We start from the raw sequence: 18,320 nt of genomic DNA on the forward strand, positions 1-18,320 counted from the left end.
AGAACCCTATGTCAGCGGCTCGTCCGCACGCCCTCGGCTCCCAGCACGTTCAGCAGGGCCAGCGCCTCGGCGTCGCGGGATCCCGCCGGCGCGCTGTAGAGCACCAGGTTCTGGTCCCGGTCGGTCAGCGCGAGCGAGTCGCAGTCGACGGTGACGTCGCCGACCGCGGAGTGGTGGAAGGTCTTCGTGAGCATCCGCGGCGCCTGGACGTCGTGCCGCTCCCAGAGCCGGTCGAACTCGGCACTGCCGGCGCGCAGCTCCTCCACCAGGCCGGTCACCGCGGGATCCGAGGGGTAGCGCGCGGCCGTGGCGCGCAGGTGCATGACCGCGTGCAGGCGGAACTCGGCGGCGTCCGACACGCCGTACAGGGTCGTACCGGGGACGAGGAAGGCCCGGCGGGCGAGATTGCGGTCCTTCGGGGCGAGTTCCGCGAAGTCCTCCATCAGCGCCGCCGCGAGGTCGTTCCAGGCGAGCACCTCGAGCGTGGCGGACGTGACGAAGGCCGCGGTCAGCGGGAGCCGATCGATCATGGCGAGGATGCTCGGGCGGACGTCGCGGCGGTGCAGGCCGCTGCGGCTGGGCGCCGTACCGGCGAGGACGTGGAGGTGGTCGGCCTCGGCGTCGGTGAGCCGCAGCGCGGTGGCGATCCCGGCGAGGACCTCACCGGACGGCCGCGGAGCGCGGCCCTGCTCCAGGCGGACGTAGTACTCCGTCGAGATGTGCGCGAGGACCGCCACCTCTTCCCGGCGCAGCCCCGGTGTCCGGCGGCGCGGGCCCGAGGGAAGGCCGACGTCCTCCGGGCGGAGGCGTTCGCGCCGCGTGCGGAGGAAGCCACCGAGCTCCTGCTTGTCCATGTCCCCAGTCTGCCCGGCGTACGGCGGTGGAGCCTGGTACAGCCTGTGCCTGTCTGGGGTGCGCGGGCCGGACGACAGTGGTTGGCATGACCACAGACACCAGCTCAGCACCCATCGGCCTGCTCTCCGGCAAGGTCGTGTTCATCACCGGCGCCAGCCGCGGAATCGGGGCGGCCGCGGCCCGGCTCTTCCCTGCCGAGGGCGCCGCCGTCGTACTCGGTTCCCGCGGCCTCGAGCCGATGGAGAAGCTCGTCGCCGAGATCCGCGCCGACGGCGGCGTCGCGGACGCCGTCCAGCTCGATCTCGCGGACCGCGCGAGCATCCGGGCCGCGATCGATCGGGTCGAGCAGCTGCACGGCCGCCTCGATGGCGCGTTCAACAACGGCGCGGCGATCCAGACGGCGCCCGGCCCGCTCGACACCACCAGCGACGAGGACATCGAGGAGCAGTTCGCGGTCAACTTCCGCGCGCACTGGACCGCGATGAACGCGGAGGCGGCGCTGATGCGCCGGGGCTCCGGCGGGGCGATCGTCAACACGTCGAGCATCGGCAGCCGCCGGGCCAACCCCGCCCTTCCGGCGTACGGCGCGATGAAGCGCGCCCTGAACAGCATCACGGAGACCGCTGCCGTCACCTGGGCGCCGCACGGCATCCGCGTCAACGGCATCACCCCCGGCGGCACCGCCACCGAGATGATCGACACCTGGGAAGCGGCGACCCCCGGAGTGGTCGACCGGATCATGGCCTCCGTCCCGCTCGGCCGGATGGCCGAACCGCGCGAGGTCGCCGAGCTCGCCGCCTGGCTCCTCAGCGACCGCGCGTCGATCGTGACCGGCGCCATCATCCCCGCCGACGGCGGCGCCGGCGCCTGAGTCAGCGGTCGGCGGCGGCTTCGGCGGCCCAGAGGTGGTTGGTGGCGGCGATGTCCAGGCTGGCCCGGCGGAAGGAGCCGGGCGGTGAGCCCGAACCGCCGCCGCTCAGGGCGGCGGCCAACGTCATGACGATCAGGAACGGCAGGAGACCGACCCGGACCAGCATCGCCCACGGCGCGCGGAGGCCGGGACGGCTGCCGTCCTTCAGCTGCACGAGCCGGGTGCCGGTCAGCAGTCCGCCGAGCGCCCGGCCGCTGCCGGAGAAGACGCCGTACAGCAAGGGGACCGCGAACAGAAGGATGATCGCGCCCAGTCCGACCTGCCCGTCGTCGAGGGTCGGCACGGTAGTGAGGGCCACGCTCCCGGCCAGCACACCGACGACGACCACCAGCCAGTCCACCAGCCAGGAGAAGAACAGTGGCCAGGACCCCGCGCGGACGTAGCGACGCCCGTTCCCGAGTGGTTCGATCCGCTTGGCGACGTCCGGTCCGAGGACGTCGACCGGATCCACGTACCTGTTCATGAGGCGAGACCGTACCGCGCGGTGGGCCCTTCGCGAGTACGGGAGGAGTACGGGCAGCGCGGCGACGATGCAGCCGTCTAGGGTGCCGCCTCGGACTGTTGCCCAGCGCAAGCAAGCGGCCGTCCGGTGACCTGTCCGGACCGCTAGGATCCGACCGTGTCCGGACGGCCGCTTCACGATGTCACAGGTGATGCGCCTGCCCACGGGCCGCCGGACCGGTTCGGCGAGCTGCTGCGCTCCTTCCGCCGGCAGGCCGACCTCACCCAACGCGAGCTGGCCGACCAGGCCGGACTCAGTACGGCCGCGATCCGCGACCTGGAGCAGGGCCGGACCAGAAGTCCCAGGCCGGACTCGATCGACGCCCTCGCCGCCGTACTGGCACTGAGCAGGCACGACACCGGCGTACTGCACGCTGCTGCCAAGCTCCACCGCTCCCCCGAGGCCACACCCGCCACCGGCGCGCTGCGGATCAACATCCTCGGCCCCCTGGACGTCCGGTACGGCGACGTCCCGCTCCACCTCAACTCGGACGCCCAGCGCGCTCTGCTCGTCCGCCTCGCGCTCGCGGCCGGTACGACGGTCAGCCAGGACGAGCTCGTCGACCTCCTGTGGCCGCGCGGCGTACCGGACAACGCCGGGAACCTGCTGCAGACCCGGATCGCCCGGCTGCGTCGCGTCCTGGAGTCCGGCAGTCCGTCCACCCCGATGATCGTCGGCGGCCGCGCCGGCTACCGGTTGGAGGCGAGCACCGAGAATCTCGACCTGCTGGCCTTCCGGGAGCTGGTCGCGCGGGCGGCCGACGACGACCAGGAGGCCGCGCTGGCCGGTCTCGCGGACGCGCTGGCGTTGTGGCGGGGCGATCCCGACATCGAGGCGTCCCACCCGCTCTACCTGCCGCTCGCGACCGAGTACGCCGAGGCCGTTCGCGCGTACGCCGCGGTGGCCCGTGAGGCCGACGTACCGGAGTTGGCGCTGAAGACCCTGCGAGACCTGGCACCGCGGCACGAGCTGGACGAGCCGCTGCACGCCGAGCTGATCCAGAACCTCGCCGCGGCCGGACGGCAGGCCGAGGCGCTCTCGGCGTACGACCGGATCCGTACGGCGCTGGCCGACCAGCTCGGCATCGACCCCGGTGAACAACTCCGGGCGGCCCACCTGGCAGTGCTCCGCCAGCAGAGCGGCCCGACGCGGCGGGTGGTCGCCCAGCAAGCACCGTCGGCGCCACCGGACTTCGTCGGCCGCCGTGACGAGCTGGCGATGATCGCCCGTGCGCTCAGGCAACCTGGCGCTGTGTCCTCGCGCGCCGTCCTCGTCAACGGCATCGCCGGCGTCGGCAAGACGGCCCTGGCGCTGACCGCCGCCCACCACCTCCGCGCGGAGTACCCGGACGGCCAGCTGTACGCCGACCTGCGCGGCGCCGACACCGTCAGCCCGACACCGCTGCAGGTGCTCGGCCGCTTCCTGCGGGCGCTCGGAGTCTCCAGCCGGCGGATCGGGACCGACGAGGCCGAAGCGGCCGCACTGTTCCGCAGCGAGCTCGCCGACCGGCGGATCCTCGTCCTGCTCGACAACGCGCAGGATGCGGCCCAGGTCCGGCCGCTGCTGCCGGGGGCCGGCCGCAGCGACGTCATCGTGACCAGCCGCCGGCGACTCCCGGAGCTGCCCGCCGCCGAGGTCGTGAACCTCGAACCGCTCCCCCGCGACGACGCGGTCCGGCTGATCACCTCCACGGCACGGATGCTCGACGCCGGGACGGAGGAGGTCGCGGCCCTCGCGGAAGCGTGCGCCCGGCTGCCGCTCGCCCTCCGCATCGCCGGCGCCCGGCTCGCGACGCGGAAGGAGTGGACGGTCGCCGACCTGGCCCGCCGCCTCGACGACAGCAACCGCCTGCTCTCCGAGCTCAGCCTCGGTGAGTCCAGCGTGCTCAACAGCTTCCAGCTCAGCTACGCCGACCTGGGGCCGGACGCCCAGCGCACGTTCCGGCTCTGCAGCCTGCACCCCGGCGACGACTTCAGTGCCGAGAGCACCGGAATCCTGCTCGTCCTGCCGACGGCCGACACCGAACGCATCCTCGAGGACCTGCTCGAGGCGAACATGCTGATGCCGCACCCGCAGAACCGCTACCGCTTCCACGACCTGCTCGGCCTCTACGCCCGTCGCCTGGTCGAGGAGGATTCCGAGGCGGAGACCGCTCGCCGCCGGCTCTACTCCTGGTACGCCGAATCGGTCACCGCCGCGATCGACTGGATCTACCCGCAAGTCGTCCGGCTCGCCACCCACGGCGACCGGGACAGGTTCTTCGGATCGGAGAGCGCCGCGCTCTCCTGGCTCGGCGAGGAACTGCGCGCCTTGGTCGCCGTGGCGACCTTCGGCGACCGCCCGGTGTCGTGGCAGATCGCCGACCAGCTCCGCGGGTACTACCTGATGAACCGCGACGCCGACGGCTGGCTTCAAGCGGCCCAGGCCGGTACGGCGGCCGCTATGGCTGCCGGTGACAACGTCGCGCTCGTGGCCATGCTCTTCAATCGCAGCCAGGCCCTGGCGTCCGCGGGCCGGGACGACGACTCGCTGGCGGACAGCCTGGCCGGTCATGTCCTCGCGGTCGCCGTCGGTTGGTCCGCGGGAGCCGGCTACACCGCCCACCAGGTCGGCTGGCACCACCTCGAGCGGGGGACCCTGCGCGAGGCCGCCCACTGGATGATCCGCTCGATGGCCTGGACCGAGGACGAACCGGGCGGTCTTCTCCGGTCGATCGCCGTCAACGGTCTCGGGATGGTGCGCCTCTACCAGGGCGAGCTGCGCGAGTCCGCCGACCTGTTCGCGGAGGCGCTCCGGATCAACGAGGACAGTCGCTCGGCGGCCGCACTCGTCATCCAGGACAACCTGGCCAGCGCGCTGCGGCTGCTGGGCGACATCGACCGTGCCGCCGACCTGCTGGCCGACGTACTGGACGGGTACCGGCATCAGGCGTACCCGCGCGGCGAGCTGTCCACCCTGGACGAGCTCGCCCGGCTGCACCTCCAGCGTGACGACGCCGTCGCCGCGCTCGACTTCGCCCGGCGGGCGCAAGAGATGGCGATCGCCGGCCGTGACCGCAAGGCCCAGGCCCAGACGGTGGCGACCGTGGCCCAGGTCCACCTCGCGCTCGGCGACCTGGACGCGGCCCTCCAGTACGGCGAGGAGTGCCGCAAGATCGCGCGCGGCCTCTACCCCTACATCGAGACCGAGGCCCTGCTCATCCTGGCCGCCGCGCACCACGCCGCCGGTGACCCACGCGTCGCGGTCGACCTCGCCACCCGAGCACGGACGATGGCCGCCACCCGGGGCTTCGGGCTCCTCGAAGCCGAGGCCCGCTCGCTCCTCGATCGCTTCCGCTGAGACTCGCGCCCTTCCGTCCAGCCGCAACAGACGGCATTTGTCGGCGCGCTTGGGTAGCGTCCTCGTCGTGGACGTTGGGGAACGCATTCAGGAGCTCGCTGACCAGATCGTGCAGCTGCGCGACGCCTACTACCGGGGTTCGCCCTCGGTGGCCGACGCGGAGTACGACGCGATCGAGGACGAGCTGCGCGCGCTGATCGAGGCCAACCCGGCGCTGGCCCCGGATCCGAACCCGCTCGACCAGGTCGGCGCGCCGGCGGTGCTGCACGCCCCGGTCCGGCACTCGCGGCCGATGCTGTCGCTGGAGAAGGCGACCCGGCCGGAGCAGGTCGAGGCCTTCTTCAACCGGTTCCCCGGCCGGTCCGTGGTCGTGATGCCGAAGCTGGACGGGCTGTCGCTGGCTCTGGTGTACGAGGACGGCCGACTGATCCGGGCGATCACGCGCGGCGACGGGACGACCGGTGACGACGTGACGCCGCTGGTCCGGGCGCTCACCGACGGCGTACCGGCTTCTGTGGATGCGCCGGGTCGCGTCGAGGTCCGGGGCGAGGCGGTGATGCTGCGGTCGACGTTCGCGGCGTACAACGCGAACCACCTGGACAAGCCGCTGATCAACCCGCGCAACGCCGCCGCGGGCACGCTGCGCGCGAAGGACCCGGCGACCGTCGCGGAACGGCGGTTGCAGTTCTTCGCCTTCGACCTGCTCACCGATCCCGACAGCACCGACTCGGACCTGGATCGTGCGCTGCGGACGCTCGGTTTCACGGCCGCCGACATGCGGCACTGTGACGACGCGGCCGCGGCGCAGGCGGTGATCACGACGATCGAGGAGCAGCGCAACGACCTGGACTACGACCTCGACGGCGCGGTGCTGCGGCTGGCCGACCGGGACGCGTTCGCCGCGGCCGGGACGCGGTCGAGCTCGCCGCGGGGCGCGCTGGCGTTCAAGTTCGCCGCCGAGGAGAAGACCACCGTGCTGCTCGAGGTGCGCTGGGACGTCGGCAAGACCGGCAAGATCGCCCCGGTCGCCTGGCTCGAGCCGGTCTTCGTCGGCGGTACGACGGTCACCCGCGCGACCCTGGCCAACCAGGAGGTGATCCGGGCCCGCGGCATCAAGATCGGCGACACGGTTCTGGTCCGCCGCGCCGGCGACGTGATCCCATTCGTGGCCGGCGTACTGGACGCCTCGAAGCGCACAGGCGCCGAGCAGGACATCGTGCCGCCGACCGTGTGCCCGTCCTGCGCGCAGCCGCTGACCGAGCAGGGCAACAGCCGCGAGCTGTTCTGCACCAACGTGGCCTGCCCGGCCCAGACCGTACGGCGCCTGATCCACTGGGCGTCGCGTGCCGCGGCCGACATCGACGCGATCGGCGGGGTGTGGATCGAGCGCCTGGCCGAGGCCGGGATCCTCGAGCACCCGTCGGACTTCTACCAGCTGACCAAGGAAGGCCTGCTCGAGTTCGACCGCATCGGCGAGGTCTCGGCCGCGCGGATGATCGAGTCGATCGACACCAGCCGTCAGGTCGGCCTGCGCCGCGCGATGATCGGCCTGGCGATCCCGATGGCTTCGGAAGGTACGGCGGCCCGGATCTGCCGCGCGGGCTTCGGCTCGCTGGAGGAGGTCCTCGAGGCCGGCGAGGAAGGTCTGGTCGCCGTCGACGACATCGGCCCGAAGGTCGCCGCGTCGCTGATCGAGCACCTGACCCGCCTCCAGCCCGAGCTGCAGCGGCTGCGCGCGGCCGGCGTCTCCCTCGACGTACTGGACGAGGACCTGCCTCCGGTCGTCGCCGCGGGCGCACCCCTGGCCGGCAAGACCGTCGTCGTCACCGGCTCGATCAGCGACCCCCGCTCGGGCGAGAAGGTCCCGCGCCCCGCCTTCCAACGCCTCTGCGAAACAGCCGGCGCCACCATCGCGTCCTCGGTCTCGGCCACCACCGACCTGCTGATCACCGGCGCCGACGTCGGCGCCTCGAAACTCACCAAGGCCGAGAAGCTCGGCGTCCAGGTCGCCGACCAGTCCGAGATCTGGCCCCAACTGTTCGCAGCGGGAATTACGGTCTAGCTGGAAGTTTGGCGGAGGCGTTGTTTCGCACCGCGTTCGACGAACAACGGCACGAAGTCCCTGATCGGCGCCTCGTCGAACTCCGGCTGGACCTGGTGGACGACCTCGGCGACGTTCTCGCTCGGGACGCCGGGGAACTGCTTCGCCAGCCGGTCGACGACCTCGTCGATGGCCCGGGTTTCCTCTGACCTGTCCATGTTTCAACCATGCCGCCGGCCACCACCCGACACAACACACTCGTCCCCGCAGCCGCATTTGTTCATCTGCTGTCCACCTGGCCGATCCCGGCTCGCGAACCTTTGCGCCGGCCCGCAAAGGCTGCGCGTTACCGCATCTTCACCGAACCAAAGTCCCGCAAACCCCGTCTACCAAGGCAATCCGGGGCACCACTGCCCCGGCGTAGACCAGGGGGAAACCATGCGTTCCAAGCTTCTCGGCCGTGCCGTCGTCACCGTCGTCACCGCCGCTGCCGCCGTCACCGGCACCGTGCTGGCCGCCGCGCCGGCCGACGCCGCCACCGCGTCCAGCTGCCTGAAGGTGCTGACCGAACAGCAGCGCTGGGGGTCCGACGCGACCATGACGACCAGCGGCGCGCTGACCTTCTACACCGGCTGGCCGAGCAAGGCGTCGACCTGCGCGGGCGTCTCGGTGTCGCTCGGCATCAGCCGGACCAACACCCGCGACTTCCGCAACCAGAACGCGCGCCGGATCGTCGACCCGCGCCGGATCGACCACTTCTCGAGCACGTTCAAGCTCGGCACCGACGACTACGGCGACTGGATGATCCGGCAGATCGCGGTCAAGGACCGCAGCGGCAAGCTCGCGGTGAAGACGTTCACCAGCACCACCACCCCGCGCGTGCTGCGGATGCGGTTCGCGTCGACGATCGCGGCCAATCCGCGCGGCACACTGGTCCCGAAGGGCGGCCGGCTCGCCGTCCAGGGCAACCTGAAGTCCTGGCACTACACCGGTCGGCAGGTCAACGTGCAGAACCAGCCGGTCGTCGTACAGGTCCGCAAGGGCAACGGCGAGTACGCGACCAAGGCGGCGGCGACCACCAACCGGTACGGCAACTTCGCGACCTCCATCCCCACCGCGGGGCTGAAGGGCTCCTCGGTCCGCGTGGCCTACTACTCGCGCATCCCGATCGTCGCCAACCAGTGGTACTACCTCGGCACCATCGCCTGATCGCCGCGACCCGATGTCCGATTCCGGACGCCGGTCTGGTCTCCGTGGACCGGACCGGTCAGGGTTGATGGCAGTCGAGCACACGGGGATGGGCACATGAGTGACCGCACCGCGGAGGCCACCGGGTTTCAGGAGCAGGCGCCGTACGACGCGACGATCGACCTGCGCACCGACTTCGTGATGGTCTACGGACTCGACGAGTCCACCGCCGAGCGGATCGAGCGGTGGCGCGAGGCCGGGTACCGGGTGCACCTGGTGACCGGCATCTCCTGGGGCAACTACCAGGACTACCTCGACGGCCGGTGGGACGGCTCGGACCACTGGGCCGACGCGCAGACCGCGGGCGACGGCAAGCCGATCCTGCACGGGCACAGCACCGACATCCCGTACATGGTCCCGACGTTCGCCTTCACGGAGTACCTGATCGAGAAGCTGCGCCCGGTGATCGAGCTCGGGGTCGAGGGCATCCACCTCGAGGAGCCCGAGTTCTGGGCCCGCGCCGGGTACTCGGAGTCCTTCAAGCGCGAGTGGCAGGCCTTCTTCCGCGAGCCGTGGCAGCCGCCGCACAGCACCGCCGAAGCGCACTTCCGCTCCGGGCAGCTCAAGCAGCACCTGCTTTCCCGCAGCCTCGACCGCGTCACTTCCGTACTGCGCGACGAAGCTCTGCACCAGGGCCGCGAGGTGCGCTTCTACGTCCCGACCCACAGCCTGCTGAACTACACCCAGTGGCAGATCGTCAGCCCCGAGTCGCGCCTGCGCACGCTGCCCTCGATCGACGGCGCGATCGCGCAGGTGTGGACCGGCACCGCGCGGACGCCGAACGTGTACGCCGGCAAGGCCGCAGAGCGCACCTTCGAGACGGCGTACCTGGAGTACGGCATCGCCCAGGACCTCACCCGCGGGACCGACCGCCGGATGTGGTTCCTGCACGACCCGATCGAGGACCATCCCGACCGCACCTGGGAGGACTACCTCGCCAACTACCAGCGCACGCTGATCGCGTCGCTGCTGCACCCAGGCATCGCGCGGTACGAGGTCGCACCGTGGCCGAACCGCATCTTCAACCGCCCGTACCTGCGCGAGGGCTCGACCGAACGGCAGCCCATCCCGCCGTCGACGGCGACCAGCTACCTGATCGCGATGAACAGCCTCCGCGACCTCGATCAGCCCGACGTCCGGCGGGAATCGGACGGTCCGCGGATCGGGATCGCGCTCTCGGACACGGCGATGTTCCAGCGCTGGTCGCCGGGCGGTTCCAACTCCGGCCAGTACGACGGCCTCCAGGACGCCTTGGCGCTGGAGGGCCGCGAGCAACTGCACTTCTCCGACTTCTACGGCCTCGCCCTGCCTCCGCTGTACGACGGGCAACAGGTCTGCCCGGTCCAGCTGGAGAACGTGATCGACACACCTGACGCGCTGGAGGACGTCGACGTGCTGGTCCTGAGCTACGAGTTCCAGAAGCCAGTTGCCCCCGGCATCCATTACGCCCTGGCCGGCTGGGTCAACCGCGGCGGCACCCTCCTGTACGTCGGCGACGACGCCGACCCGTACCACGAAATCCGCTCCTGGTGGACCGGCCGCTACCCGACCTGCGCGGACCATCTGGCGGAGGCCTTGGGCACAGAACGAGATGGCGCTGACCTCCAGCAGGTGGGCCTCGGCCACGTGCGGTTCCTGCCGACGAGGCCGGCGGACTTCACCGAGTCACCCGAACGCGCTGCCGAACTGGTCATGGCCATCCGCGAGATCGCCGAAGCCGGTGGTCACCTGTGGAAATCCACCAACTGGCTTTCGGTCTCCCGAGGCCCGTACCTGATCGGCGCCGTCCTCACCGAGTCCAACGCCACACACATTGTCGAAGGCAACTACCTCGACCTGCTGGACCCTCAGCTCGGCATCGTCCACCACCGCGAACTCTCCCCCGGCGACCTCACCTGGCTCCGCGACCTGACCTACGACAACGAGACCCTCCTGGCCTCGGCCGGCCGAGTCAGCAACTGGCACCAGGACCCCACCACCATCACCTTCACCTGCGAAGCACCCAGCGGGGTCCAGGTCGTCACCGCGCTCCGCGTCCCAGCCATCCCGACAACCATCCAGGCCAACGGCATCCCCCTCACCACCACCCGGCACGACGCCGAGGCCGGCGTCCTCTGGCTGCACCACCCCGGCGAGCCAGCGGGCACCGAGCTGTCGATCACGCTCTGACTTGCGGACCGCAGCCGAGATTCTGACCGGCGGACTACTGCTCCACGACCACCGAGAGCATGCTCGTGAGCTGTTCGACGAGCAACGCCGAGTCGGCTTCCCGGAGAGCCGGTGTACCGATCACGGTGCGCAGGAGCCAGACCCCGGCGAGAAGAGCCAGGCCGAGTTCGGCGCGCTCGTGAGTGCCCGGTCCTTCGAGGGCGTCGGCGAAGCGCGCGCCGACGTGCCGCTCGATCCCCGCCCGCAGGATCTCGGCCGCCCGCGGATTGGCCGCCGATCGCAGCATCAGCTCGAACGGACCCAGGTGATCTGCGCCCGGCGCCGTGCGCGCAGCCAACGCCTTTGCCGTCTCGCGCGCAAGCTCCCGCGAGGCCACCCGCTTCCGCGACTCGTCCCGCGTCTCAGGCTCACTCGCCGCCTCCGCTCCACCCGACGCACCTGACTCCCCCGGGACCATCGTCGGCGGCGCGAGCATCGTGTCGACGACCTCGGCGAACAGCTCCTCCTTCGACCCGAAGTACCGGTTGACGAGCATCGCCGTCACGCCGGCGTCGGTGGCGATCTCGCGGACGCCGGCGCCGTCGTACCCGCGCTTGGTGAACGCCGTCATCGCCGACTCCAGGATCGCCTGCCGGGTGGCTGCCGCGTTACGGGATCGCTTCTCCATGGAGCTAAGTCTACGTGTGTATACTCGGAAGTGAAGTCTACGAGTGTAGACATGAACGACACGGAAGAAGTGGAGTCATGGATCTGCAGTTGCACGACCGTCGCGCCCTCGTCACCGGCTCGACCTCCGGGCTCGGCGAGGCGACCGTCCGGATGCTCGCCGCGGAAGGCGCGGCCGTCGTCGTCCACGGCCGCAACGCGGCCCGCGCGCAGGCGATCGCCGACGACATCGTCGCCGCCGGTGGGCGCGCGTCGGTGGCGATCGGCGACCTGACCACCGACGCCGGAGCCGACGCCGTGGCCGAGGCCGCACTCGCCGGCGGGCCGGTCGACATCCTGGTCAACAACGCCGGCGCCTACGAGCACTTGAACTGGAACGAAGCGACCCCGCAGGCGTGGGCCGAGACCTACGACCAGAACGTGATCTCCGGCGTCCGGATGATCCAGCGCCTGGTCCCCGCGATGCGCGAGCGCGACTGGGGCCGGGTGATCACCATCGGCGGCGGCCTCGGCGGCCAGCCGATGAACACGCACCCGCAGTACAACGCAACCCTCGCCGCCCGGCACAACCTCGCGGTCTCGCTGGCCCGCGACTTGAAGGGCACCGGCGTCACCTCCAACGTCGTCGCCCCCGGCGCGATCCTGGTCCCAGCGGTCCAGGACTTCCTCGTCGGCATCGCCGGCGACCGCGGCTGGGGCGACACCTGGGCCGACATCGAGCTGAACTCGGTCCGCGAACTGGTCCCGAACGACGCCAACCGGTTCGGCCGCCCCGACGAGATCGCCGGCGCCGTCACGTACCTGTGCGGCCCCCTCGCCGACTACATCACCGGCGCGTCGATCCGCGTGGACGGCGGCACCGTCCGCGGCGTCCAGTAGGCGGCCCCGGCGCACCGCGCCTCCGGTACGTCGTACGAGGTTCTGCACCCGCGGCAACTGGCCGCCGCGAGACGCGGCTGAGCAGATCGTGATGCTTCGCGCTGGGCGCCGTGCTCGCCAGGCCGAGACCCGGCTTTCGAGCGTGGCTGCACTCGGCCAAGCCGAAGGCGTGCCCAGCGCGAAGCCGCTGATCTCAGTGGGCGCCGATCCGTCAGCGGCGTCAAGTGCTGGGGCCTCGTTTGACGATCGACCGTCCGGTAACCGGCCTGGAAGGAGCGTGATCGAAAGGAGGACTGCATGAACACCCTGTGGCCTGCCCGGCCGGCTCGATCCGTACTGGCGACGCTTCTCGTGGCGCTGACGCTGTGCACCGGCGTACTGCCCGCCGTCGCCGCAGACGCGCCCAGCCCGACGGTCGGCACCAGTACGCCGAGCCCGCCACCACCCGGCGATACCGACGAGGACCCCAACGACTGGACCGGCACACCGTGGGTGGTGGCCGCCATCGCTGTGTTCGTCGTGGCCGTCGGCGGCGTCTCCTACCTCGGCTACCGCCGGCTGAAGAGCCGCGACCAGGCTCCCCTGTGAGCCCTCCGCGCAATCGGTGCGATCTGCTCCACCGTTTCCCGCCCGGACCGACACAAGCCGGTTCGTGCGTTCCCGCGCGGAACGAGGCAAGATGGAGGCGAGTCGCTCCAGCCACGGGGTGACGCCGACCACTGTCGACTGGAGACCGGCATCGTGGAGCACGACCCGCACAAGGCAGCGCAGCGGTATGCGCAACTCGCGATGGACCTGCACGGCACCGACGGGGTGGAAGAGACCATCGACGCCGTGGTCCAGTTCGCCCTGCAGGCCCTCGGCTGCTCCCATGCCGGCGTGGCCCTCTCCGTTCGCGGGCGGCGCGCGGAGGCGCCCGCGGTGACCGACCCGGTCGTTGCCGAGATCTACAAGTCGCAGCTGGCCGGTGGCGACGGTCCGCTGATCGCGTGCATGCGCGAGCAGAAGCCGGTCCTGGTCCGGGACACGTGCACCGACGACCGCTGGCCCGAGTGGGTCGCCGTGGTCAGGCGTCTGGGCGTCCGCAGCGTGCTGGACGTCCCGCTGGCGACCGGCGACGGGACCGTCGGCGTACTGGGCCTCTACCACCTCAAGCCCGACGCCTTCTCCGCCGACGACGAGGCCGTCGCCCACATTCTCGCCCGCCACGCGTCGGTCGCGGTCGCGACCGCGCGCCAGGAGGAGTCGATGCTCCAGGCCATCGACGCCCGCAAGCTGGTCGGCATCGCGATGGGCCTGCTGATGGAGCGCTACGACCTGCCCGAGGACAAGGCGTTCGCCGTACTGCGTCGCTACTCCCAGGACACCAACACCAAGCTGCGCGACGTCGCCCAGCACCTCATCGACACCCGCAAACTCCCGACCCGGTCCGAGGACCCGCCGGTCGCCGCGTCCCACGGATCCTGACCGGCGGCGGGTCGGTGGGGGTGTCGGCCCCTCGGACTGGTGGAATGGGCTGGCCGGATTGGTGCGAAGCTCGTGCCGGTGGTGAACTGGGGACGAGGTGATCGGCAGATGAGCGACCTGGACCCGGCGACCCTGCTGACACGCCTGGCGCGGCTGATCGCCGACGGCGGTTCGGAGCACCCGCTGGAGACGCGCCTGGCGCGCGGCTACCTGACGCTGCTCGGCGGCGACGGCGCCGCGATCACGCTGTCCTACACCCTGGCCGACCGGGTCACGCTGACCGCGACCGACGACATCGCGGCCCGGCTCGAAGACCTGCAGGACGTCCTCGGCGAAGGCCCGGCGCCGGCGGCCTACACCACCGGCGAGATCACCGTCGCCGACCTGGGCAACAGCGATCCGGGGCAGTGGCCGCTGTTCACCGAGGCCGCCCGCGGCCTCACCGGCGTTCTGTACGCCGTACCGATGCGCCCCGGCGGCGTCGTCCTCGGGGTCCTGAGTGTCCACTACCCCTCGGCGAGCGACCTGCCGAACGCCGAGACGGCGCAGTTCCTCGCCGACGCCATCGGCGCCGCGCTGGTCAAGGACTCCCCCACGAGCGAGTCCGACTGGCATCACAGCAGCTGGGCCAGCCGCTCCCAGATCCACCAGGCCACCGGCATGGTGGTCGCCCAGCTCCGGATCAGCCCGGACGACGCGCTCGCGCTGCTTCGGGCGCACGCGTTCAGCCACAACCAGACGCTGCCCGAAGTCGCCGAACAGATCCTGCGCCGGCGTCTGCGCTTCTCCGACGACCCCGAAAGCGAGACCCCATGACCGCCGTCACCGCTGCCCAAGCGTTCGCCGACGCCGCGGCAGCCATGGTCAGCCAGCACGACACCACCGACACCCTGGCCCACCTCCTGACCAGCTACGCCGACCTCACCGGCGCGGCCGCGGCCGGGATGCTGGTCAAGGACGACCACGGCCAGCTCGAGCTCCTCAGCGCGACCTCGCACCAGGCCGGCGAGCTCGAGCTCTACCAGCTCCAGCACGACACCGGGCCGTGTGTGGAGGCCTTCCAGTCCGGGACGGCGGTCAACGCCCGGTCCGACGAGATCGGCGAGCGCTGGGGTGACGTCGGTACGGCGATCCTGTCGGCCGGCTTCCACGCGGTCGTCGCCGTACCGCTGCGCTGGCACGGGCAGGTCCTCGGCGCGATGAACGCGTTCCACCGCACCCCCGAATCCGTCGACGAGGAGACCCGGCTGCTGAGCCAGGCCTTCGCCGACGTCGCCAGCATGGTCATCGTCCAGACCGAGCTCAGCACCGCGCAGGTCGAGGAGCGGATCCGCACCGTTCTCGGCGGCCGGACCGTCGTCGAACTGGCCAAGGGCGTCCTCGCCCACACCACCGGTCTCGACATGGCCGCCGCCTACCGGCTGCTGGTCGAACGCGCCCTCGACAACGGCACCACGCTCAGCGAGACCGCCGACGACGTCATCCGCCAGGCCCAGCACCGCGACTGAAACGGTTTCACCGGGCCGCCTCCGGGGCACCGGCGCGGCCATGGCCAGTCTTCCCACCGCCTCCGTCGCCGACACCGCGCGGATCGCCAACGACATCCTGCTCCCGCTGGTCGCGCAGGGGGCGATCGTCCGGCGCCCGATGATGTCGCGGCTGGCCGATCGAGTCTCGGCGGACGACAGGGCGCTGCACCGCGTACGGCGGTTGCGCGCGAAGTACAGCGAAGGTCCGCTCCTGGTCAGACTGGCCCACCGCACCGTCGCCGTGGTTCTTGACCCGACCGACGTCCGGCGGCTGCTCGACAACACACCCGATCCGTTCTCGGCGGCGACCAAAGAGAAGGCCGGCGCCCTGCGTCACTTCCAGCCGCACGCCGTACTGGTCACCGATCCCCCGCTGCGCGCGCCCCGGCGGGCCATCAACGAGCACGCCCTGGACACGCACCAGCCCGTGCACCGCCACGCCGACGCGATGCTGACGGCGATCGCCGAGGAGTTCGGCGAGCTGAGCGGCACCCTCGGCTGGGCCGACTTCCGCGACCGCTGGTCCCGGCTCGTCCGGCGGATCGTGCTGGGCACCGCGGCGCGCGACGACACCGAGGTGACGCGGCTGCTCGACGGGTTGCGCGCGGACGCCAACTGGGCCGAGTTCCATCGCCGGGACACGCGCAGCCGCCGGCGTTTCCAGCAGCTCCTCGACGAGTACGTCGCCAAAGCCGAACCCGGCAGCTTGGTCGGCGATCTGCCGCCCGCCGACGATCTGGATCCGGCCGGGCAGGTTCCCCACTGGCTGTTCGCCTTCGACGCCGCGGGGATCGCGCTGTGGCGGTTGCTCGCCGTACTGGCGACGCGTCCTGAGGAGGCCGCGCGGATCGCCGACGAGGACGCTCACCACGCCCCGTTGCTCGCGTACGCCGGTGCGTCGATCCAGGAATCGGTCCGCCTCTGGCCCACCACGCTGGTCGTGCTGCGCGAAGCCCGTCAGGCAACGGACTGGCGAGGCCGTACGGCGCCCGCCGGTACCCAGTTCGCCATCGTCAGCTCGGTCTTCCACCGCGACGACGAGGCTCTCGACTTCGCGAACGAATTCGTCCCCGACATCTGGCTCGACGGCCGCTCGGACGGCCAGTGGCCGTTGATCCCCTTCAGCGCCGGGCCCGCCGTCTGCCCGGGCCGCAACCTCGTGCTGCTCACCACCAGTGCGGTGACGAGTCAGATCGTTGCCCACCATCAGCTCGACGTCGACCCGACCACGCGGGACAAGCTGAGCGGCAAGGACCTGCCCACCACCTTCGACCACACCAGCATCCGCTTGGGCTTCTGGCCGGCTCGGTAGTCACCAGCCCGGCAGGAACAGGCAGAAGATGTGCCCGGCCGGATCGGCCATCACCCGGACGCCCTCTTTCTGCGGCTGCCAGTCCATCAGCGTCGCGCCGGCGTCGAGTGCCTTCTGCTGGGCCGCCTCGAGGTCGGCGACCTCGAAGTCCAGGTGCACCTGCATCTGCTGCCCTTCCACCTCGCTCGGCCACAGCGGCGCACGATGCCGAGGCTCACGCTGGAACGACAACTTGCTCGACCCGTCGGGCCCGCGCAGTTGCACCCAGTTGTCGTCGCTCTCGACCATCTCCCACCCCAGCAGCCGCCGGTAGAACTTCCCCAGCGCCTTCGGATCGGCCGCGTCCAGCACCACACCCGCCATCGGAACCATCTCGTCAGCCACAAAGCCTCCCTCAACGCGATGCCCCACCGATTCCCCACCCGCCGGCACCTCATGCGTCCCGCAGGAACGCCCGCAAGCTCAGGACCAGGTCGGCGGGTGCGTTCTCGGCGATGTGATGCGTCGAGTCGATCCCGTGGCCGCGGACCTGTTCGCACCAGGGTTCCCAGACCGCGACCGGGTCGCCGTACAGCTCCTCCAGGTCGTCGCGAGTGGACCACAGAACCAGGACCGGGCAGGTGATCTTCCGGCCGGCGTCACGGTCGTCCTCGTCGGCCCGACGGTCGACGCCGAGGCCGGCACGGTAGTCCTCGAGCATCGCGTGGACGGTCGCGGGATTCCGTACGGCGGCCAGGAAGTCGGCGTGGTTCTCGGGGCGTCCATCACCACCAGCTTGCTGACGCGGCCGGGATGATCCAGTGCGGTCCGGTAGGCGACGTAGCATCCCCGGTCGTGCCCCACGACGGCGAACCGCTCGTGCCCCAGCGCGCTCATCAGGCCGACGATGTCGTACGCCTTGGCTCGCGCCGAGTACGGCGTGTGCTCCGCGTCCGTGATCGGCTTGCTCGATCCACCGTAGCCGCGGAGGTCCGGGCAGACGACGCTGAAGCCGGCGTTCGCCAGCGCCGGCGCGACGGCGTACCAGGTGGTGTGGGTCCGCGGATGCCCCTGCAGCAGCACGACCGGCGGACCTGAGCCGCCGTACCGCACGCGCAGTACGGCGTCACCGACGTCGATGTGATCCAGCGTGAAGCCCTCGAACATGCCGGCCCGGTACCCAGTCGGGTCAGCCGGCGACGACCTCGATGCCGAGGATGCCGATGGTGAAGCCGGAGACGATCAGGAAGGTGCCGGTGACGAGGCGGTAGCGGAGGGCGGCGACCAGGCCGAGCAGGACGGCGACGAGGCCGACGGCCCAGACCAGGTTGGCGATGAGCATCCGGGAACCCTACCGAGCGATCCGGCGCGGATCCCGCGTCCTCACAGTTCTCTAACACCCC

At 71.1% G+C, this 18,320-nt stretch carries 18 protein-coding genes; 11 read left to right on the top strand and 7 right to left on the bottom strand.

The window, feature by feature from the left end; all coding sequences use genetic code 11:
* Positions 1-11: 11 nt before the first annotated feature.
* The gene (locus ABD235_RS09925) at positions 12-854 is read right to left on the bottom strand and encodes a helix-turn-helix transcriptional regulator (protein WP_344172291.1); all 843 of its coding nucleotides are present in this window, start codon (positions 852-854) and stop codon (positions 12-14) included.
* 86 nt (positions 855-940) lie between these two features.
* Between ABD235_RS09925 and ABD235_RS09930 the strand changes: the two genes are divergently transcribed.
* A complete protein-coding gene (locus tag ABD235_RS09930; protein ID WP_344172293.1) occupies positions 941-1,726 on the top strand; it encodes an SDR family NAD(P)-dependent oxidoreductase in 786 nt (261 codons plus the stop codon).
* A 1-nt stretch (position 1,727) separates the two neighbouring features.
* Here ABD235_RS09930 and ABD235_RS09935 read toward each other — a convergent pair whose 3' ends face one another.
* Positions 1,728-2,249 carry a hypothetical protein gene (locus ABD235_RS09935; RefSeq protein ID WP_344172295.1) on the bottom strand — a complete coding sequence of 174 codons (522 nt, stop codon included), beginning with the start codon at positions 2,247-2,249 and terminating at the stop codon, positions 1,728-1,730.
* A gap of 156 nt (positions 2,250-2,405) precedes the next feature.
* Between ABD235_RS09935 and ABD235_RS09940 the strand changes: the two genes are divergently transcribed.
* Together ABD235_RS09940 and ligA are read left to right on the top strand one after the other, a co-directional pair.
* Positions 2,406-5,627 (top strand): BTAD domain-containing putative transcriptional regulator, encoded by a 3,222-nt coding sequence (locus ABD235_RS09940; protein WP_344172297.1) that lies wholly within the window; start codon positions 2,406-2,408, stop codon positions 5,625-5,627.
* A gap of 67 nt (positions 5,628-5,694) precedes the next feature.
* Positions 5,695-7,689 carry an NAD-dependent DNA ligase LigA gene (gene ligA, locus ABD235_RS09945; RefSeq protein WP_344172299.1) on the top strand — a complete coding sequence of 665 codons (1,995 nt, stop codon included), beginning with the start codon at positions 5,695-5,697 and terminating at the stop codon, positions 7,687-7,689.
* Here the strand turns inward: ligA and ABD235_RS09950 are convergent.
* Positions 7,686-7,886: a three-helix bundle dimerization domain-containing protein gene (locus ABD235_RS09950; protein ID WP_344172301.1), complete on the bottom strand. Its 201-nt coding sequence runs from the start codon at positions 7,884-7,886 to the stop codon at positions 7,686-7,688. The genes ligA and ABD235_RS09950 overlap by 4 nt on opposite strands.
* A gap of 220 nt (positions 7,887-8,106) precedes the next feature.
* Here ABD235_RS09950 and ABD235_RS09955 point away from each other — a divergent pair, with 220 nt between their 5' ends.
* Positions 8,107-8,877 (top strand): hypothetical protein, encoded by a 771-nt coding sequence (locus ABD235_RS09955; protein ID WP_344172303.1) that lies wholly within the window; start codon positions 8,107-8,109, stop codon positions 8,875-8,877.
* Between the two features lie 96 nt (positions 8,878-8,973).
* Complete coding sequence (locus ABD235_RS09960; RefSeq protein ID WP_344172305.1) at positions 8,974-11,085, top strand: hypothetical protein; 2,112 nt, start codon at positions 8,974-8,976, stop codon at positions 11,083-11,085.
* Between the two features lie 34 nt (positions 11,086-11,119).
* Here the strand turns inward: ABD235_RS09960 and ABD235_RS09965 are convergent, their stop codons facing one another.
* Complete coding sequence (locus tag ABD235_RS09965; protein WP_344172307.1) at positions 11,120-11,752, bottom strand: TetR/AcrR family transcriptional regulator; 633 nt, start codon at positions 11,750-11,752, stop codon at positions 11,120-11,122.
* 77 nt (positions 11,753-11,829) lie between these two features.
* Here ABD235_RS09965 and ABD235_RS09970 point away from each other — a divergent pair, with 77 nt between their 5' ends.
* The 6 genes from ABD235_RS09970 to ABD235_RS09995 all read left to right on the top strand — a co-directional run bounded on the left by ABD235_RS09970 (position 11,830) and on the right by ABD235_RS09995 (position 16,938).
* Positions 11,830-12,630, top strand: coding sequence for an SDR family NAD(P)-dependent oxidoreductase (locus ABD235_RS09970; protein WP_344172309.1), 801 nt, complete (start codon positions 11,830-11,832; stop codon positions 12,628-12,630).
* 297 nt (positions 12,631-12,927) lie between these two features.
* On the top strand, positions 12,928-13,218 hold the full coding sequence (locus ABD235_RS09975; RefSeq protein ID WP_344172311.1) for a hypothetical protein: 291 nt from the start codon (positions 12,928-12,930) through the stop codon (positions 13,216-13,218).
* 201 nt (positions 13,219-13,419) lie between these two features.
* Positions 13,420-14,097 (top strand): GAF and ANTAR domain-containing protein, encoded by a 678-nt coding sequence (locus ABD235_RS09980; protein WP_344173701.1) that lies wholly within the window; start codon positions 13,420-13,422, stop codon positions 14,095-14,097.
* A 108-nt stretch (positions 14,098-14,205) separates the two neighbouring features.
* Positions 14,206-14,913, top strand: coding sequence for a GAF and ANTAR domain-containing protein (locus tag ABD235_RS09985; RefSeq protein WP_344172313.1), 708 nt, complete (start codon positions 14,206-14,208; stop codon positions 14,911-14,913).
* Positions 14,910-15,605, top strand: a complete 696-nt coding sequence (locus ABD235_RS09990; RefSeq protein ID WP_344172315.1) for a GAF and ANTAR domain-containing protein — start codon at positions 14,910-14,912, stop codon at positions 15,603-15,605. The genes ABD235_RS09985 and ABD235_RS09990 overlap by 4 nt, the downstream gene beginning before the upstream one ends.
* Before the next feature lie 40 nt (positions 15,606-15,645).
* On the top strand, positions 15,646-16,938 hold the full coding sequence (locus ABD235_RS09995) for a cytochrome P450 (RefSeq protein ID WP_344172317.1): 1,293 nt from the start codon (positions 15,646-15,648) through the stop codon (positions 16,936-16,938).
* Here ABD235_RS09995 and ABD235_RS10000 read toward each other — a convergent pair whose 3' ends face one another.
* From ABD235_RS10000 to ABD235_RS10010, 3 genes are all read right to left on the bottom strand, one after another.
* On the bottom strand, positions 16,939-17,322 hold the full coding sequence (locus ABD235_RS10000) for a VOC family protein (protein WP_344172319.1): 384 nt from the start codon (positions 17,320-17,322) through the stop codon (positions 16,939-16,941). It abuts the gene before it with no gap.
* A gap of 78 nt (positions 17,323-17,400) precedes the next feature.
* The gene (locus tag ABD235_RS10005) at positions 17,401-18,084 is read right to left on the bottom strand and encodes an alpha/beta fold hydrolase (RefSeq protein ID WP_344172321.1); all 684 of its coding nucleotides are present in this window, start codon (positions 18,082-18,084) and stop codon (positions 17,401-17,403) included.
* Positions 18,085-18,106: 22 nt separating this feature from the next.
* Positions 18,107-18,259, bottom strand: coding sequence for a hypothetical protein (locus tag ABD235_RS10010; RefSeq protein ID WP_344172323.1), 153 nt, complete (start codon positions 18,257-18,259; stop codon positions 18,107-18,109).
* Positions 18,260-18,320: the final 61 nt, after the last annotated feature.

The organism is Kribbella lupini (assembly GCF_039529595.1).
Taxonomy (GTDB): domain Bacteria; phylum Actinomycetota; class Actinomycetes; order Propionibacteriales; family Kribbellaceae; genus Kribbella; species Kribbella lupini.

Excerpts from the sequence above, each read along its gene's own strand:
- ABD235_RS09970 (WP_344172309.1), top strand. The coding sequence starts at position 11,830 with ATGGATCTGCAGTTGCACGACCGTCGCGCCCTCGTCACCGGCTCGACC.
- ABD235_RS09930 (WP_344172293.1), top strand. The coding sequence starts at position 941 with ATGACCACAGACACCAGCTCAGCACCCATCGGCCTGCTCTCCGGCAAG.
- ABD235_RS09925 (WP_344172291.1), bottom strand. The coding sequence starts at position 854 with ATGGACAAGCAGGAGCTCGGTGGCTTCCTCCGCACGCGGCGCGAACGC.
- ABD235_RS09965 (WP_344172307.1), bottom strand. The coding sequence starts at position 11,752 with ATGGAGAAGCGATCCCGTAACGCGGCAGCCACCCGGCAGGCGATCCTG.
- ABD235_RS09995 (WP_344172317.1), top strand. The coding sequence starts at position 15,646 with ATGGCCAGTCTTCCCACCGCCTCCGTCGCCGACACCGCGCGGATCGCC.
- ABD235_RS09950 (WP_344172301.1), bottom strand. The coding sequence starts at position 7,886 with ATGGACAGGTCAGAGGAAACCCGGGCCATCGACGAGGTCGTCGACCGG.
- ABD235_RS10010 (WP_344172323.1), bottom strand. The coding sequence starts at position 18,259 with ATGCTCATCGCCAACCTGGTCTGGGCCGTCGGCCTCGTCGCCGTCCTG.
- ABD235_RS09980 (WP_344173701.1), top strand. The coding sequence starts at position 13,420 with ATGGACCTGCACGGCACCGACGGGGTGGAAGAGACCATCGACGCCGTG.
- ABD235_RS09990 (WP_344172315.1), top strand. The coding sequence starts at position 14,910 with ATGACCGCCGTCACCGCTGCCCAAGCGTTCGCCGACGCCGCGGCAGCC.
- ABD235_RS09985 (WP_344172313.1), top strand. The coding sequence starts at position 14,206 with ATGAGCGACCTGGACCCGGCGACCCTGCTGACACGCCTGGCGCGGCTG.
- ABD235_RS09975 (WP_344172311.1), top strand. The coding sequence starts at position 12,928 with ATGAACACCCTGTGGCCTGCCCGGCCGGCTCGATCCGTACTGGCGACG.
- ABD235_RS09935 (WP_344172295.1), bottom strand. The coding sequence starts at position 2,249 with ATGAACAGGTACGTGGATCCGGTCGACGTCCTCGGACCGGACGTCGCC.
- ABD235_RS09960 (WP_344172305.1), top strand. The coding sequence starts at position 8,974 with ATGAGTGACCGCACCGCGGAGGCCACCGGGTTTCAGGAGCAGGCGCCG.
- ABD235_RS10005 (WP_344172321.1), bottom strand. The coding sequence starts at position 18,084 with ATGTTCGAGGGCTTCACGCTGGATCACATCGACGTCGGTGACGCCGTA.
- ABD235_RS09955 (WP_344172303.1), top strand. The coding sequence starts at position 8,107 with ATGCGTTCCAAGCTTCTCGGCCGTGCCGTCGTCACCGTCGTCACCGCC.